This window comes from Duganella sacchari, assembly GCF_900143065.1.
GTDB lineage: Bacteria > Pseudomonadota > Gammaproteobacteria > Burkholderiales > Burkholderiaceae_D > Rugamonas > Rugamonas sacchari.
The window spans coordinates 80,681-96,997 of sequence record NZ_FRCX01000013.1 but is presented as its reverse complement, the minus strand read 5'-3'; the positions used below and the strand labels follow the sequence as shown (position 1 = coordinate 96,997).

Below are 16,317 nucleotides of genomic sequence, written 5' to 3'. Positions count from 1 at the left end.
GATGTGGGCCGGCGCTATGCTGGCCATGTCGATATAAGGAGTATCAGCATGGCCATCAAACCCTATCATCATCCCGCCGCCGGCTGGGGCGCGCTGAAATATGTTGCCATCAACCTGCTCAAGGAGCGCGTGAGTGGCGTCAACTACAAATCCCTGTTTGCGCAAAACCAGCCCGATGGTTTCGACTGCCCGGGTTGCGCATGGCCGGACCGCGAGCATGCATCGACCTTTGAATTCTGCGAGAACGGCGTCAAGGCGGTCGCAGCGGAATCGACCAGCAAGCGTGTAACACCGGCGTTCTTTGCCGCCCACACGGTCGCCCAGTTGCTGGAGCAATCGGACTACGAGCTGGAACAGCACGGCCGCCTGACGCATCCCATGGTCTACGATGCGGCCACCGACAAGTACCAGCCGATTGCCTGGCACGACGCCTTCCAGTGCATTGCCGATGAACTCAATGTGCTCGACGATCCGGACCAGGCGGCGTTCTATACTTCCGGCCGCGCCAGCAACGAGGCGGCATTCCTGTACCAGCTATTCGTGCGGGCTTACGGCACCAACAATTTCCCCGACTGTTCCAATATGTGCCATGAGGCGACCAGCCGTGGCTTGCCAGGCACGGTGGGCATTGGCAAGGGCACGGTGACGCTGGACGATTTTGAACATGCCGATACGCTGCTGATCTTCGGCCAGAATCCGGCAACCAATCACCCGCGCATGCTGGGCGAGTTGCGCGAATGCGCGCGGCGCGGCGCCACCATCGTCTCGATCAATCCCTTGCGCGAGCGTGGGCTGGAGCGTTTCACCAGTCCGCAGCATCCGCTTGAAATGCTGACCATGTCCAGCACGCCGATCAGCTCCATGTTCGTCCAGCCCCGGCTGGGCGGCGATTTCGCCCTCATCAAGGCCATTGCCAAGCGCTTGCTGGAACTGGACGACCAGGCGGTATTGATCGGTGCACCGCGCTTGCTGGACCTGGATTTCATCACAGCCCATACCTCCGGCTTCCAGGCCTTTGCACGCGACCTGCGCGCCGAGCGCTGGCCGCTGCTGCTGGAAGAGGCGGGCGTGCCGCGCGCGCAGATCGAGCAGCTGACCGACATCTATATCAGGGGGGAGCGCGTGATTGCCACCTGGGGCATGGGACTGACGCAGCATAAGCATTCAGTGCCGACGGTGCAGATGCTGTCCAATCTGATGATGATGCGTGGCCAGATCGGCAAGCGCGGTGCGGGCTTGTGTCCTGTGCGCGGGCATTCCAATGTGCAGGGCGACCGCACCATGGGCATTGAGGAGCAGCCGACGGCGGCTTTCCTCGACCGCATGGAGCAGGTGTTTGGTTTCGCGCAGCCGCGTCATCATGGCCATGACGTGGTGGCGACCATTGCTGCCATGATGGAAGGGAAGGTCAAGGTCTTCATTGGCCTGGGCGGCAACTTCGCCATGGCGACGCCGGATACGCCGCTGACGTTCAAGGCGCTGCAATCGTGTGAGCTGACGGTGCATATCGCCACCAAGCTGAATCGCAGCCATTTGATCCACGGCCGCAAGGCGCTGATCCTGCCGACACTGGGACGTACCGAAATCGACGTGCAGAACGGCGTGCCGCAGGGCGTGACGGTGGAAGATTCGATGAGCATGGTGCACATTTCGTATGGCCTGAACAAACCCGCTTCGCCGGAGCTGCTGTCCGAAATCGCCATCGTGTCGCATATGGCTGAGGCGACGCTGGGCACGCGGCACAAGCTGGCCTGGAAGGCGTACCGCGACGATTACGCCTGCATCCGCGACGATATCGAGAAGGTGTTTGACGATTTCTACGACTACAACGCACGCGTGGCCAAGCCGGGTGGCTTCCATCTGAAGGTGGCGTCGCGCGAGCGTGAATGGATGACGTCCAGCGGCAAAGCGCAGTTCGTGCCGCACCAGATCGATCTGGATACACCCATCCGCCGTGCGCGCGCCAGGCATGGCGAGCGGCTGCTGGTGATGATGACCACGCGCTCCCATGACCAGTACAACACCACGATTTACGCGCTGGACGACCGTTATCGCGGCGTGTTCGGCATGCGCCGGGTGATCTTTATTCATCAGCAAGACATCGACATGCTGGGCATGAAAGCCGGCGACTGGGTGGATGTGCAAAGCGTGTGGGAAGACGGCGTGGAGCGCCGCGCCAACGGCTTCATGCTGGTGGCGTATGATATTCCGCGCGGCTGCATTGGTGCTTACTACCCGGAGACCAATCCGCTGGTGCCGCTGGCCAGTGTGGCTGACGGCGCCGGCACGCCGACCTCCAAATCGATTCCGGTGTTGTTGATGCCTGCGGTGCCATCATGATTATCCGTCCGTCCACGAATTGGCTGCGGATGCTGTTTGTATGGGATGGCTCCGTGCTGAAAACCATTGTGCCGCAGCTGTTGCTGATGCTGGCGGTGAGTGTGCTGGCTGTGGTTACGGGTGGCCACGTATTCGGTGCGAAGATCCCGCTGGATACCGTACCGTTTCCGCTGGTCGGCGTGAGCCTGGCGATTTTTCTCGCCTTCCGCAATAACGCCGCCTATGCGCGGTTTGTCGAGGCGCGCCAGATCTGGGGCCGTATCCTGATTGCGGCGCGGGCCTTGACGTCGCAAGTCATCAACTACCTGCCCGAGGATGGCGACGGTTTTGAACGCAAGCTGTTCGTACGACGCCTGATCGCTTTTGTCTATGCCTTGACGCATCAGTTGCGCGGCACCGATCCTGCTGCCGATCTGCGGCGCTATCTGTCGAAAGCCGAAGCTGCGGAATTGCGCGGCATGCAGTATATTCCGGTGGCGCTGCTGGACCGCATCCGTCTGATGCTGTCGCGTGCTGGCCGCAAGCGCGGGCAAGGCGAGCCGCTGTTGTGGATACTCGACGCGCAGGTGAGCGAACTGGCCGCCGCTGTCGGTGGCTGCGAGCGCATCTCCAATACGCCGATTCCCTTCGCTTACGGCGTGCTGGTGCACCGCACCGTTTATCTGTATTGCTTCATGCTGCCGTTTGGCCTGGTAGCCGACCTGGGCGCAGCGACACCGCTGGTATGTGTGTTTGTCGCCTACACGCTGTTCGCGCTGGAAGCCATTGCGCAGGAAATTTCAGAACCGTTTGGCACCGATCCAAACTGCCTGGCGCTGAACGCCATGACCCGCAATATCGAGCGTTCGCTGCTGGAACAATGTGGCCAGGAGATGCCTGCCGAGATTGCGCCGTGTGAGCGCTACAAGGTCATGTAGATCCGGCAGGATGTCCGACCAGCTCTCCCGCCAGCAGGCCCAGTGTCCGCACGGCGGCTTCCACTTCCGGCGTCCATCGATAGCTGTAATTGAGGCGGATGCAATGCTGGAAGGCGTCGCCGGTGGCGAAGATGTTCCCGGCGCCGACGCTGATGCCGCGCTCCTGCGCGCGCGCATACAATTCCAGTGCGCGTACGCCATCCGGCAGGTTCACCCACAATACATAGCCGCCGGCCGGCGTCGAGACGCTGGTCCCGGCCGGGAAGAAGCGGCGCACTGCAGACGCCATGATGCTGGCTTGCTGCGCATACGCCTTGCGCACCTTGCGCAGATGGTAGTCGTAGCCGTCGTTCTGCAGGTATTCGGCGATGGCCAGCTGGGGCAGGGCGGGCGTGTTCAGCGTGTTCAGGAATTTCAGCTTTTCCACCTGCGCCCTGTAGCGCCCGGGCAGCGCCCAGCCTATGCGGTTGGCGGGGCTCAGGGTTTTGGAGAAGGAGTTGCAGTGCAGGACCAGGCCTTGCGTATCGTAGTTCTTGAGCGAAGTGGGATGGACGTCGCCGTAATACAGCTCGTGATACACATCGTTTTCAATCACCGGCACGTCATGCCTGGCCAGCAGCGCCACCATGGCGCGCTTGCGCTCATCGCTCATCTGGAAGCCCAGCGGATTCTGGAAGTTGGGCATGACCATGCAGGCCGCCACGCCGTTTTCCACGATGGCCCGCTCCAGCGCCGCCAGGTCGATGCCCTGGACCGGATCGGTGTCAATCTCCAGCACCTGCATGCCCATACGTTCGATCGCCTGTATCAGCGCATAGTAGGTGGGTGATTCCACGGCGATCACGCTGCCTGGCGGCGCCACAGCTTGCAGGCACAGGTTGAGCGCTTCCGTGGCGCCGGTGGTGACGATGATTTCGCTCGCATCCACGGGCAGGCCGTTCTCCAGGTGACGGCGGGCGATCTGGCGTATCAGTTCCGGATTCCCGGGCGGCAGGTCGGCCGTCATGCCCATCTGGCCGACGCGGCGTGCCAGGCTGTTGGCGTACTGGTTCAGCCGCGCCCACGGGAACACAGCGGGATCGGGATAGGGAGAGCCGAGCGGCACGCTGCCCTGATTGATGGAGCGCAGGGTGGTGAGGACAAATTCGCTGGTGTCCAGCGTCGCGCCGCGCGCCAGTTCGGCCGGTGCAAGTGGTTCCCCGGCAGCGCCGGCGGCTTGCATGGCAGGCTTGCGCCGCACGAAGTAGCCCGATTGCGGCCGGCTTTCGATCAGGCCCTGGCTTTCCAGCAGCAGGAACGCACGGATAACAGTCGAAACGCTCAGATTGTGATGCTGGCTGGTCTGACGCACGGAGGGAATCTTTTCTCCTTCGCGGATCACGCCTTGAGCGATCTGGCTGGCGATATAGGCGGCCAGGGTTTCGTACAGTTTCACAGTCTCTCTCTCGTGGGCTATTTTCTGCCTAGTATAAGGGTGCAAGCGGGCGGCCGATAGAACGAACATTCCGCGGCGTGGTATAAACAGCCGTTCACATTTTAATCAGGTGTTTCATGGGTATGAGGTATGTTCTGGCGGCGCTGCTGCTGTGGGTAGGCAGCCTGGCGCACGCCGCGCAGGTGGCTGGCGTGGTGGTGCAGGTCAGCGGAGCGATGAGCGCGCGCTCGCCGGCCGGCGTGGTGAAGGCATTGCAGGCGAAATCGGAGGTGGAAAGCGGTGATACGCTGGTTACTTCCGCCGGCGCTTATGCGCTAGTGCGGTTTATCGACAACAGTGAACTGGCGCTCAAGCCGGGCACCACGGTGGTCATCGACCAGTTTTCCTTCGATGCCGACAAGCCGGAGGCGGATCGTGCGGCTTACACACTGGTCAAAGGCGGCCTGCGTTCGATGACCGGCCTGCTGGGCAAGCGTAACAAGGACAAGTTTGCGATGAAGACGCCAAGCGCCACCATCGGCATCCGCGGCACCACCTTCTTCCTCGAATACCTGACCGGCAAAGGCGATGCCGACCCTTCGCCGGGGCTGGAACCCGGCCTGCACGTGCATGTCAGCGCGGGCGGCATCTCGATTGTCAACAGCGCGGGCGAGTTCCGCTACGATCCCGGCCAGTTCGGCTTTATCAAGAACGATAAAACCCGGCCGGTAAAGATGTTCACCAATCCGGGTATGAAGTTCACGCCGCCGGCTTCCTTCGGCGACGTCGATACGCTTACGCCGTAATCTCCACCACCACCTTGCCGCCGGCCGTGCGTTCGGCCAGTGCGCGGTGGGCGGCGCTGACACTGTGGGGATTCAGCGTGTAGCGCGTCGGGTCCAGCATCACTTTCAATTTGCCGGCGGCCACCAGCGCGCTGGCTTCACGCAGGATGGCGCCGTGATTGGCGCGGCCTTCGCCGGTCAGCAGCGGCAGCAGCGTGAAGACGCCGGAATAGGTCGCGGCGCGGAACGACAGCGGCGCCAGCGCGTGGGTGCCCCAGCCCAGGCAGCTCACCACATGGCCGTGATAGCGGCGGGCGGCGCGGAACGACAGGTCCAGCACGGCGCCACCGACGGTGTCGTAGACCACATCGAAGCCGATGCCGCCGGTGTGCTGTTGTACATAGTCTTCCACTGCCGTATCGCGGTCGATGAAGGTGGCGCCCATGGCTTCGATGCTGGCGCGCTGGCTGGCGCTGCCGGTTGCATGGACGCTCGCGCCCAGCGCAACTGAGAGCTGGACCGCCATGTGTCCGACGCCGCCAGCACCGCCATGCACCAGCACTGTTTTCCCGGCGCCGACACGGGCGCGATCGACCAGGCCTTCCCATGCTGTGATGAAGATGAGCGGCAGCGCGGCTGCTTCGCGCATGCTCATGTTGCCGGCCATGTGGGCCAGCAGGCGCGCATCGACAGCGGCGTATTCGGCCAGCGAGCCTGGCACGCCGCCGACGCCGCCCGTCATGCCGTACACACGGTCGCCGGGAGCGTAGCCTTCCACGCCGTCGCCAACGCTGTCGACCACGCCGGCCATGTCGATGCCCAGCACCGCAGGCAGCACGGCGCGGGCGTGATCGGCCTTGCCGGCGGCGATCTTGGTGTCCAGCGGATTGACACCGCTGGCATGCACGCGCACCAGCACCTGGCCGGGACCGGCGACGGGGCGGGCGAGATGCTGTTGAACGAGGGGTGTGCCGTAGGCGTTGAGTACGATGGCTTGCATGATGACTCCTGTGGGTTGCTTGATGGAGCCATTCTGTCGCAGCGCGGCGCAATGAAAAATCGGGCAAGCCGGGATGCAGTATCCCAAAATCGTGAATAATGGCGTGCATGCCATAAAAGGAGAGCGGGATGGACAGGCTGGATGCCCTGAAGGTGTTTTGTGCCGTGGTGGATGCCGGAGGCTTTAGCCGGGCGGCCGCCAAACTGGGCATCTCCACCTCGTCGGTCACGCACCAGATTGCCCTGCTGGAGGCGCATTTTGGCGTCCGGCTGCTGAACCGGACCACGCGCAGCATGTCCCTGACCGACGAAGGCCGCCAGTGCATCGAACAGGCGCGCCGTCTGCTGGATGACATGCAAGAGCTGGAGTCTGGCCTGGGCGATACGCTGCACGAGCCGCGTGGCAGCCTGCGTGTCGATATGCCGGGCATACTGGCGCAGCGTTATGTGGCGCCGGCCTTGCCGCGGTTTCTCGCCGCCTATCCCGAACTTAGCGTGCGCCTGACGGCCAGCGATCGCCTGATCGATATGGTGGACGAGGGCGTGGACGTCATGCTGCGCATCGGCGAGCTGCAGGATTCTTCGCTGGTTGGACGCAGCATTTTTAAAAACCAGTATGTCTGCGCTGCGTCACCGGTGTTTATTGCGCAGCATGGCCAGCCGCCGCATCCGGATGCGCTGGACGATCTGCCTTGCCTGAATTTCGTCTACCCCAAGGCGCGCCAGCTGCGGCCGTGGACTTTTCAGCAAGATGGTCAACTCTTCACGGTCACGCCACGCGGCGCCGTGGCCATGGACCATGTGGATTCGCTGAACGGTATGGCGGTGCAGGGCGGCGGCGTGGTCCAGCATCTGTCGGTGTCGCTGATGGCGGAGCTGCGCAGCGGCGCGCTGCTACCCGTGCTGGAAGCGTGGCAGGCGCCGGGGCCGGACGTCTCCATCCTTTACCCGCAGCGCCATCAGCGCGCCGCCAAGATCAAGGTGTTTGTCGACTTTGTCGAACAGGTGTTCAAGAACGCCGCAGCTTCTTGGCCCCCATCATCGGCTTGATGCTGGCGGCGCAGTCGCCGCAAAAACCGTATAGCGACAGCGAATGCTCGTGCAGCACGAAGTTGCGTTCGCGTGCGACGGCTTCCTGGCGCTGTTCGATTTCGGCATCGAGGAATTCTTCCATGCGGCCGCAGTTGGTGCAGATCAGGTGGTCGTGGTGGCCGCCTTCGTTCAGTTCAAATACCGACGCCACCGATTCAAAGTGGCGGCGGATCAGGATGCCGGCATCGGCAAACTGCATCAATACGCGATAGACCGTCGCCAGTCCCATATCGATATTTTCGTCATGCAGCAGGCGGTAAACATCGTCTGCGCTCAGGTGCTTGCTCTTAGATTCCTGGAACAGCTGGAGGATGCGTAAGCGGGGCAGGGTGGCTTTCAAGCCAAGTTTGCGCAGTTCTTGTGGGATATCCATGTGTCTCTAGAATGATAATGATTCCTATTCTCACATGGTATCCGATATTTAACTTCTTGGCAATCTAGATTCAATTGGGTGCATTTTTGATACCAGAATTGACGAAAAGGCAGCGAAATGTGTGATTTTTGGAGAGAATTTTTGGTATATTGCTCTAAAGTATCGACAGTTGCTTTTGAGAAGTATAAAGTGAACAGGTCCGTATGATTACGCTGCGGCACCACAGCTAGATGCCTCGCACTGAATTCTTCCCAGACCGCCACCATCCATGTCAACGCCTGAGCGCGTGCATGCACGGGTGTTTGCCGTATGCCGATAACAGGAACCATGTAATGACCGTCGATTTTTCGCCTATGCGCGCCATGCTGGCGACCGTGATGATGCTGAGCTGCCCTGCAGCGGCGGCAGGCGAAGTCGCGGGCGTTGGCGATGAGTCGCCGCAGCGCTGGACACTGGGCGGCTTCGGTACACTGGGCGCGGTGCATAGCAGCGAGCGTCACGCCGACTTTACTGCCAATGCGCTGAATCCCGGCGACGCCGGCGCCAGCCGCGCGTGGAGTCCTGCGGTGGACAGCCGCGTCGGCGTGCAGCTGGGCGTAAACCTGGACAGTTCGTGGTCGGCCGTGGTGCAACTGGTGTCCGAACGCACGCTGCGCGATGGCTATGCGCCGGTGGTGGAGTGGGCCAATCTCCAGTACAAGGTGACGCCGGATCTGAGCGTGCGCCTGGGCCGCATCGCGCTGCCGCTGTTCCTGAGCGGCGATTACCGCAAGGCCGGTTACGCCCTGCCGTGGGTACGGCCGCCGGTGGAAGTGTACGACGCCATCCCGCTGTCGAATAGCGATGGCGTCGATGCGGCTTATCGCTGGCAGGTGGGCGACGTGCATAACGTGACGCAGGCTTTGCTGGGCCACACCAACCTGTCGCTGACGCCGAGCGCGCATGCGCAGGCGCGCGACCTGACTGGCTTGTCGAACACCACCACGTCCGGCGCGCTGACGGTGCGCGCCAGCGTGATGACGTCGGAGCTCAGCGTCGATCTGGCGCGCGAACTGTTCGACGGCTTGCGCCAGTTTGGCCCGCAAGGGCAGGTGCTGGTTGACCGTTACGAGTTGCTGGGCAAGCGGGCCAACGTGGTGTCGCTGGGTTTCAACTACGATCCGGGCAACTGGTTTGTCATGGGCGAAATCGGCCGCATGAATGCGCGTTCCTATCTGGGCGACAAAACCGCTGCTTATCTGAGCGGCGGCTACCGGGTTGGCGATGTGACGCCGTACGCCGTGTATTCGGCCTCGCACGCCAACATGGAAACCAATGTCGCTGGTCTGAACCTGAAAGAGATACCGCCGCAGCAGGCCGCCATGGGCGCGCAGCTGAATGCGGGCCTGAACCAGCTGCTGGCGGCGATCCCCCGCCAGCGTACCGTCAGCGCCGGTGTGCGCTGGGACTTCTATCCGAATTACGCGCTCAAGCTGCAATACGACCGCGTGAAGCCGCTGCAGGGATCGACCGGTACGCTGATTAACGTGCAGCCGGGCTTCCGCTCCGGCCAGCCCATTTCGGTGCTGAGCGCGGCGCTTGATTTTGTGTTCTGACCATGCTGAAGCTATTCTCAAAAATGCGATGCTGTCTGATGCTGGCGTGCGTGCTGCTGTGGAGCGGTGCGGCGCCGGCGGCGGACTTTGTCGTCATCGTGTCGGCCAAAAGCCCTGTGACTGCGCTGCGCGCGGAGCAGGTGGCGGCCATCTTCCTGTCGCAAACCGGCCGCTATCCCGGCGGCGAGGAAGCCGTGGCGCTGGACCTGCCGGTTGGTCATGCCATGCGCGACGAGTTCTATAACAAGGTGGCGGCGCGTACGCCCGCACTGATGAAAGCCTACTGGACCAAGATGGTGTTTACGGGCCGCGGCCAGCCGCCGCGCGAACTGCCCAACAGCGTCGCGGTGCGCAGAATGGTGGCCGAGAATCCGGCCATGATCGCATATATCGAACGTACGGCGCTGGATGCCAGCGTCAAAGCCATACAGGTGATGCCATGAGTTCGGCCAGAGAAACCCTGCGGGCACGCTGGTTGCGGCGTGGCCTCGACACACACGTGTCATTGCCCTTGTTTGCCCTGATGCTGCTGGTGGCGATCTGGGTGGTGACGTTCCACGAGATCGATGCCGAGCGTCAGCACGCGCAGGAAGCCGCTGTGGATTCGCTGCAGGAAATGCTGGGCACTTATGAGGCGCAGGTCGCGCGCAGCCTTGACGGCATCGACCAGACGCTGCGCATGCTGAAGTACGCCGTCGAACGCAAGGGCACGCTGGGCGCCTTGCCGGAACTGGGGCGCGAGGGATTGCTGCCGCCCGGCGTGGTGTTTGTGGTCAGCATCGTGGACCGCAGCGGCATGACCGTGGCGAGCAACCCGCATGCGCTGCCGATTTCGGTGGCGGATGAGGGCTACTTCAAATTCCATCAGGAGCGCGACACGGGCACTACCTACGTCAGCCCGGCGATACGCGACGCCGCCAACAGCGAATGGCATTTGCACTTTACGCGCCGGCTGGATGATGCAGCGGGCAATTTCGCCGGCATCGTCATCGTTGAAACAGACCCCGCCTACTTCACCAGCAGCTATGAACGTAGCCGTCTCGGTGAGCACGGCATGCTGGGTCTGGTGGGCGTGGATGGCGTGGTACGCGCGCTGCGCTCCGGTGACAAGATGTCCTTCGGCCAGAAGCTGGAAGGCCAGGGCAAATACAGCGGCATGCGCGCGCTGCATGGCGTCGGCCTGAACGTGCTGGTCGGACTCGACGAGCAGGAACTGATGGCGGCCTTTGAACGCCAGCGCCGCGAAAAGCTGCTGGAGGGCGGTGTGCTCAGTGGCGGCCTGATAGTGATTACGGGCTTGCTGTGGCTGTGGTCCTGGCAGGGCGCACGCACGCGTGCGAGCATGCGCCGCGCGCAGGAGACCTATGCGGCCGCATCGGCAGCCAGCCTGGATGCCTTCTTCGTGATGCGCGAAGTGCGCGACGCCCACGGCGAGATTGTCGATTTCAAGATCGTCGATGCCAATATGCGCGCCGCACAAATGGCCGGTTGCAGCAAGCAGCACCTGTGCAGCACCACCATGTGCACGCTGATTCCAGAGGCGCGCCACAACGGCATGCTGCGGCATCTGATCGACGTCATGCAGCAGGGCGGCGTGCACGAACAGGAATGGCAAAGCACCTTGCCGCAGCTGCGCGCCCGCTGGCTGCATCAGCAGGTGGTGGCGGTGCGGGGCGGCATCGTCGCCATCGTGCGTGATATTTCCGAGCGCAAGCTGGCCGAGGAACGCATGGTGCATCTGGCGCACCACGATACGCTGACCGGCTTGCCGAACCGCAGCCTGATTGCCGACCGGCTGGAAATGACGATCGCCCAGGCGCAGCGGAACGGCAACTCGGTGCTGGTGGCGTTCATCGATCTGGATGGCTTCAAGCTGGTCAACGATGGCCTGGGCCACAATGCCGGCGATGAACTGCTCAAGGTGGTGGCGGAGCGCATGTCCGGTTGTCTGCGGGCGAGCGACACCGTGGGCCGCTTCGGCGGCGACGAGTTCGTGCTGCTGCTGACCGAATACGGCTCGGTGATGGATGCCGCGCCGGTGCTGGAACGCGTGCGCGAAGCCGTGCTGCAATCGGTGAATGTGTGCGGACAGGATGTGCAGGTCAGCTGCAGCATCGGCGTTTCGGTGTATCCGAACGATGGCAGCGACGCCGAAACGCTGCTCATGAACGCCGACGCCGCCATGTACCGCGCCAAGGAAACCGGCAAGAACAATTGCCAGTTCTACACGCGTGAAATGAACGAATCGATCGAAGAAAAGCTGTTGCTGCTGGACGGCCTGCGCGGCGCGCTGGAAGCCAGCCAATTCTGTTTGCTGTACCAGCCCAAGGTCGATCTGCGCACCGGCCGCGTGTTCGGGGTGGAAGCGCTGGTGCGCTGGGAGCATCCCGAGCAGGGCGTGATCGGGCCGGACCGCTTCATCCCGCTGGCGGAAGAAAGCGGCATGATACTGGGGCTGGGCGAGTGGGTGCTGCGTACCGCGTGCCAGCAGAATCGCGCATGGCAGGATGCGGGGTTGCCGCCGCTGCGTATCTCGGTCAACGTCTCGCCGCGTCAGTTTGAAGATCCGCGGCTGGTGGAACGTGTGCAGCACGCGCTCAACGACAGCGGCCTGGCGCCGGAATGGCTGGAGCTGGAAGTGACGGAGGGCGTCATCATGCGCGACCTGCAGCAGGCGGTGGCCAAGATGGCGGAGCTGAGGGCGATGGGCGTATCGCTGTCGATCGACGATTTTGGCACGGGCTATTCGAGCCTGTCGGCGCTGAAGTCGTTCCCGATCTCCACGCTGAAGATCGACAAATCCTTTGTGCGTGACCTGGGCCGCAGCGACGGTGACGAGGCGATAGCCAGCTCGATCATCGAACTGGCGCACCGCCTGCGCTTGCGCGTGATCGCGGAAGGTGTGGAGACCGAGCAGCAGCGCGGCTTCCTGCGCGAGAACGGCTGCGACGAAATGCAGGGCTACCTGTTCAGCCGCCCGCTGCCTGCCATGCAACTGGCCGAGATGCTTATGGCGGGAACCACGCGGCTGTTGCTGCCGGTCGCCGCGTAAGCCGTCCTAGCCAATCTTCCTGATCAGATAGACGCAGCGGCGCGCACCGCCCAGCATATGCTCGACCCGGCCGACCGTGCAGTCGGGACCGAGCACGCGCTGGAACACATCCAGCTCGGAGCGGCAGAATTTCTGGCACTGCTTGGCGGCGGCACAGATCGGACAGTGATTTTCAATCAGCAGCATGCTGCCGTCTTCCTGCTGTTCTACTTCCGCCATATAGCCTTCCGCCGTGCGCGCGCGCACCAGCGCGTTTACGCGTTCCGGCAAGGTGCGGCTGGTGGTCAGATGCTGGCGATAGTCGCGTTCACTGGCCTGTTCGCGTGAATCAATCAGCTTATCCAGACCGGCATCGCCGAACAAGGAGCGCACCTGATCGATGAGCTGCACGGTCAGCTCGGCGTGGCGGTCGGGGAAGCGCGCGTGGCCGGCGTCCGTCAGCAGCCAGCGGCGCGACGGACGACCCGGCTTATCGGCGATATCCTCATACGTCAGCATGCCCTTGTCCTGCCAGGCCTCAAGCTGCTTGCGCGCGCCCATCGACGTCAGATTGAGCAGGGCGGCCAGCTGCTGCGCCGTTTGCGGGCCGCGCGTTTTAATCAGGAACAGGGTTTGGTCAGCGGTGTTCATGGTGTCGCGCCCTCCATGCGGGCCATGCTGTGGTGCCAGCTGTGCATGCGCCACGCCGACCACGCGGTGAGCGCAGCGCCCAGCAGCAGGATCAGGCGCGTATCAATCAGCGTCAGTACCGCACCGACCAGCGCCATGATGATATTGGCGAGACAGAAGGTGGTCGAGATCAGTCCCATCACCGCGCCCTGGCCGTGGATGCCGAAACGCTCGGCACAGTAGTTCGGCACGATCGAGTTGTAGAACGAATGCGGAATGCCATACAGGATGATGCAGGCCAGGCCAATCGTGGCATTACTGACAGCCAGCAGCGCAATCACCGCCGCCACAGCAAACGCAAAACGGCGTGCGCGCAGCAAGGGCTCGCCGGGGAACGGCCGGCCGGCGACGATGGTGGTCGCCGTCATCACCGCGCACATGGCGGCGGTGGTCCAGGCAATGCCTTGCGCGCCGTAGCCCGGCACTTCCACCAGCCACAGTGGATAGAACTCATAAAAGCCGGTGACGCCGCAAGTGTAGGCCAGCGTGATGATGAACAGGCTACGCAGATCCGGCTCGCGCAGCAGGTTCAGCGCATGGCGATCACGCGCCACCTGCCACCACGACGTCGTCGCATGGGACGCCGCTTCGCGCGGCAGCGCGATCGCCACCAGCGCGGCGACCAGCAGCAGCGCAGCCACGGCGACCCAGAACGGCGTGGTCAAGCCGAATTGCAGCGTCGCGCCAGCCAGCAGGGGACCGGCCAGCCAGCCCATATAGAAAGCGCCGTTAAGCCAGGACAGCGCTTTGCGGCGCAGATCACCCTCGAGACGGTCAGCCAGCAGCGCGCGGGCGACAGAACCGCTGCCTTCCAGCAGACCGGTCACGAAGCGGGCGACGATAAACAACGGATAGTTCTCGATCAGCAGCGCACCGGCAGTGACGGCGTGACCGATGGCGGCGCCGACTGCGGTAATCAACAGCACCGGGCGGCGGCCGTAGCGGTCAGACATGGGGCCAAGCAGCGCGGAGCCAATCAGCAGGCCGAGCGGATTGATCGTCAACGCCAGGCCAAACAGCAGCTTGGGCGGCAGGCCGAAGAAGGTATTCAGGCCATTGGTGGCGCCGGCTGCAAACAGCGGCGGCAGAATCGGATAGGGCAGCGCGGCGCCTATCGTCGAGAGCAAGGCCAGCAAACAGGCCGAGGCGATGAGCAGTGGAGTTTTCATGCCTCCACTGTAAGCGCTCTCATCCAATAAGTAAACAAAAAAGTTTACAAATTGGGGATTAACGGCGGCCCAGGGCGCGTTCGATTTTCTGGTCGGTCTTGTATTGGCTCAGGGCGTAGACGGCCCAGATTGTCGCTGGCAGCCAGCCAATCAGCGTGATCTGCAGGATCAGGCAGATGATGCCGGCGAGCGGGCGGCCGATGGTGAAAAAGGTCAGCCACGGTAAAATCAGGGCGATAATCAAACGCATAGTCGAGTCTCTCTTGTGATGTGGATGGACGCTGGAACAGCGGCATTACTATACAGTGTAGCCCGCCAGCAATGTGCACCAAATGTCACGTATGATGGCGGTCATTTCTTTTGGATGTACTTATATGGGCAATTGGTTTGCCGATCAGCGCGGCGCTTATTTCTTTCTGCTGCTCGGCGTCGGCTTGATGATGGTGTTTGGCGCGCTGGAGTTCAGCTTTCCCAGGACGGAGCAGCTGGAGATGGCGCGCGGCCGCGTGGTCTGGCAGCAGGAGACGCGCGGCGCGCTGTATTTCATCCTGTCGGATAAGCAGCAGCTGGTGTTGTATGCCAAGGGGGATGCGAATGGCCACCAGCGCGAGGCGGTGCGCGATGGCGCTTCGTATCCCATTACGGTGAAGTTTTTCCGCCAGCATAAGACGGGCATCGGCTTTGCGCCCGGTGAGTTTTATACGGCCTATGGCGTGGCGGTCGGCGGCAAGGATGCGGTCAGTATTGACGATGTGCGCAGCGCTTACCGGCGCGATAACCTGGTCGCGCTGGTCATGGGCATCGCTGCGGTCGCTGCCGGCGCCTGGCGTTTGAAGTCGCTGCGGCCTAGCTCACGTCGCGCTGCCGGCGGAAGGCCAGCCAGCCGGCGATCACGGTAAAACTGGCGACGATCACCACGACCACCAGAAAGCCATGCTCGGACTGGGCCAGCGGAATGCCGCCCACGTTCATGCCCAGCAGGCCGGCGATGATGTTGATGGGCAGCGCGAGCACGGTGACTACGGTCAGCACGAACAGGCTGTGGTTGTTGGCTTCGCTGGATAGCGCGGCAATCTCCTCCTGGATCAGCTTGATGCGTTCCTGGAGCGAGGCCATATCGGCCAGCACCATCGAGAATTCCTCGGTCGACTGACGCAGTTCCTGGACGTCGATTTCCGCCATCCACGCGGGCGGTTTTTGCAGCAGGCGGAACAGCGCTGCCGGTTCTGGCGCCAGCAGGCGCTGCAAGCGTACCAGTACACGCCGCAAGGCGCCCAGGCTGGCGCGCTTGGTGGTCAGTTTGCCGGCCAGCAGATTGTCTTCAATGCTGTCGACGGTGGTGATGGCGTCGCGCACAATTTTGATCAGGGCGTCGGCCTGGTCGCGCAGCAGATGGGTCAGCAGCTCGACCGAGGAACGGATGGGTTCGCCGTTGCGCACGGCGTTGCGCAGGCTGTCCACCGCACGCAGGGGCTTGCGGCGCGCGCTGATGACGATTTGTTCGTCCACGCTCAGCCATAGCGTGGAGATGTCGGACGGTTCGAACGTGAAGTCGTGCACGACGTCGTTGACCACGGCGATCAGGGTGTTGTCGATCAGTTCGATGCGGGTGGAGCGCGGCCCTTCGTGCAGGCTTTCGTAGAACTCATCGGGCAGCGTGGTGTGCTCGTGCAGCCATTTTTCGCTGGCGGTGTTGGCCAGGTTGTAGTGCAGCCAGATGAATTCCGTGGGGTGCTGCGCGCGCTGCCGGAGCCACTGGCAGGCGGCGTCGGTGTCCAGCGGCAGGCCTTTGCCATCGGCGGCGCGGCCGAACAGGTAGCCGCACACCATGCCGGATTGATCGGAGCCGTAAGACACTGGCGCAGTCTGCATGCGTATTCTCCAGAATGTGGGGGCGGCCGCCTGCGCCGGA

At 62.8% G+C, this 16,317-nt stretch carries 15 protein-coding genes; 8 read left to right on the top strand and 7 right to left on the bottom strand.

The annotated features are described in order from the left end of the window. The first annotated feature begins 48 nt into the window (after window positions 1-48). Window positions 49-2,340 (top strand): FdhF/YdeP family oxidoreductase, encoded by a 2,292-nt coding sequence (locus BUA36_RS24495; protein ID WP_084560318.1) that lies wholly within the window; start codon window positions 49-51, stop codon window positions 2,338-2,340. Beyond that, window positions 2,337-3,257 (top strand): bestrophin family protein, encoded by a 921-nt coding sequence (locus tag BUA36_RS24490; protein WP_072788420.1) that lies wholly within the window; start codon window positions 2,337-2,339, stop codon window positions 3,255-3,257. Before BUA36_RS24495 ends, BUA36_RS24490 begins: the two co-directional genes overlap by 4 nt. Here the strand turns inward: BUA36_RS24490 and BUA36_RS24485 are convergent. Next, window positions 3,250-4,692: an aminotransferase-like domain-containing protein gene (locus BUA36_RS24485; RefSeq protein ID WP_072788418.1), complete on the bottom strand. Its 1,443-nt coding sequence runs from the start codon at window positions 4,690-4,692 to the stop codon at window positions 3,250-3,252. The two genes, BUA36_RS24490 and BUA36_RS24485, sit on opposite strands and share 8 nt — an antisense overlap. Window positions 4,693-4,814: 122 nt before the next feature. On the opposite strand from BUA36_RS24485, the gene BUA36_RS24480 reads away from it, so the two are divergent. Continuing rightward, window positions 4,815-5,477 carry a FecR family protein gene (locus tag BUA36_RS24480; RefSeq protein WP_229255799.1) on the top strand — a complete coding sequence of 221 codons (663 nt, stop codon included), beginning with the start codon at window positions 4,815-4,817 and terminating at the stop codon, window positions 5,475-5,477. On the opposite strand, the gene BUA36_RS24475 is transcribed toward BUA36_RS24480, so the two are convergent. Further along, entirely contained in the window at window positions 5,467-6,456 is a 990-nt protein-coding gene (locus BUA36_RS24475) for a zinc-dependent alcohol dehydrogenase family protein (RefSeq protein WP_072788415.1), read from the bottom strand. The genes BUA36_RS24480 and BUA36_RS24475 overlap by 11 nt on opposite strands. A gap of 128 nt (window positions 6,457-6,584) precedes the next feature. On the opposite strand from BUA36_RS24475, the gene BUA36_RS24470 reads away from it, so the two are divergent. Further along, complete coding sequence (locus BUA36_RS24470; RefSeq protein ID WP_072788414.1) at window positions 6,585-7,505, top strand: LysR family transcriptional regulator; 921 nt, start codon at window positions 6,585-6,587, stop codon at window positions 7,503-7,505. Here BUA36_RS24470 and fur read toward each other — a convergent pair. Beyond that, entirely contained in the window at window positions 7,465-7,920 is a 456-nt protein-coding gene (fur, locus tag BUA36_RS24465) for a ferric iron uptake transcriptional regulator (RefSeq protein ID WP_072788413.1), read from the bottom strand. The two genes, BUA36_RS24470 and fur, sit on opposite strands and share 41 nt — an antisense overlap. 332 nt (window positions 7,921-8,252) lie before the next feature. On the opposite strand from fur, the gene BUA36_RS24460 reads away from it, so the two are divergent. Genes BUA36_RS24460 through BUA36_RS24450 form a run of 3 tightly spaced genes read left to right on the top strand, consistent with a single transcriptional unit; the run spans window position 8,253 to window position 12,567 of the window. Continuing rightward, window positions 8,253-9,515: a hypothetical protein gene (locus tag BUA36_RS24460; protein ID WP_072788412.1), complete on the top strand. Its 1,263-nt coding sequence runs from the start codon at window positions 8,253-8,255 to the stop codon at window positions 9,513-9,515. 23 nt (window positions 9,516-9,538) lie between these two features. After that, window positions 9,539-9,958, top strand: coding sequence for a phosphate ABC transporter substrate-binding protein (locus BUA36_RS24455; RefSeq protein WP_072788540.1), 420 nt, complete (start codon window positions 9,539-9,541; stop codon window positions 9,956-9,958). After that, a complete protein-coding gene (locus tag BUA36_RS24450) occupies window positions 9,955-12,567 on the top strand; it encodes a bifunctional diguanylate cyclase/phosphodiesterase (protein WP_072788411.1) in 2,613 nt (870 codons plus the stop codon). Before BUA36_RS24455 ends, BUA36_RS24450 begins: the two co-directional genes overlap by 4 nt. 6 nt (window positions 12,568-12,573) lie before the next feature. Here the strand turns inward: BUA36_RS24450 and BUA36_RS24445 are convergent, their stop codons facing one another. The 3 genes from BUA36_RS24445 to BUA36_RS24435 are packed head-to-tail and all read right to left on the bottom strand — an operon-like array spanning window position 12,574 to window position 14,655. Continuing rightward, window positions 12,574-13,197, bottom strand: coding sequence for a helix-turn-helix transcriptional regulator (locus BUA36_RS24445; RefSeq protein ID WP_072788410.1), 624 nt, complete (start codon window positions 13,195-13,197; stop codon window positions 12,574-12,576). Continuing rightward, window positions 13,194-14,405 carry an MFS transporter gene (locus BUA36_RS24440; protein WP_072788409.1) on the bottom strand — a complete coding sequence of 404 codons (1,212 nt, stop codon included), beginning with the start codon at window positions 14,403-14,405 and terminating at the stop codon, window positions 13,194-13,196. Before BUA36_RS24440 ends, BUA36_RS24445 begins: the two co-directional genes overlap by 4 nt. A gap of 58 nt (window positions 14,406-14,463) precedes the next feature. Next, entirely contained in the window at window positions 14,464-14,655 is a 192-nt protein-coding gene (locus BUA36_RS24435) for a YqaE/Pmp3 family membrane protein (protein ID WP_072788408.1), read from the bottom strand. Window positions 14,656-14,779: 124 nt separating this feature from the next. Between BUA36_RS24435 and BUA36_RS24430 the strand changes: the two genes are divergently transcribed. After that, entirely contained in the window at window positions 14,780-15,304 is a 525-nt protein-coding gene (locus BUA36_RS24430; RefSeq protein ID WP_072788407.1) for a hypothetical protein, read from the top strand. Here BUA36_RS24430 and BUA36_RS24425 read toward each other — a convergent pair. Beyond that, window positions 15,252-16,277, bottom strand: a complete 1,026-nt coding sequence (locus tag BUA36_RS24425; RefSeq protein ID WP_072788405.1) for a transporter — start codon at window positions 16,275-16,277, stop codon at window positions 15,252-15,254. The genes BUA36_RS24430 and BUA36_RS24425 overlap by 53 nt on opposite strands. Window positions 16,278-16,317: the final 40 nt, after the last annotated feature.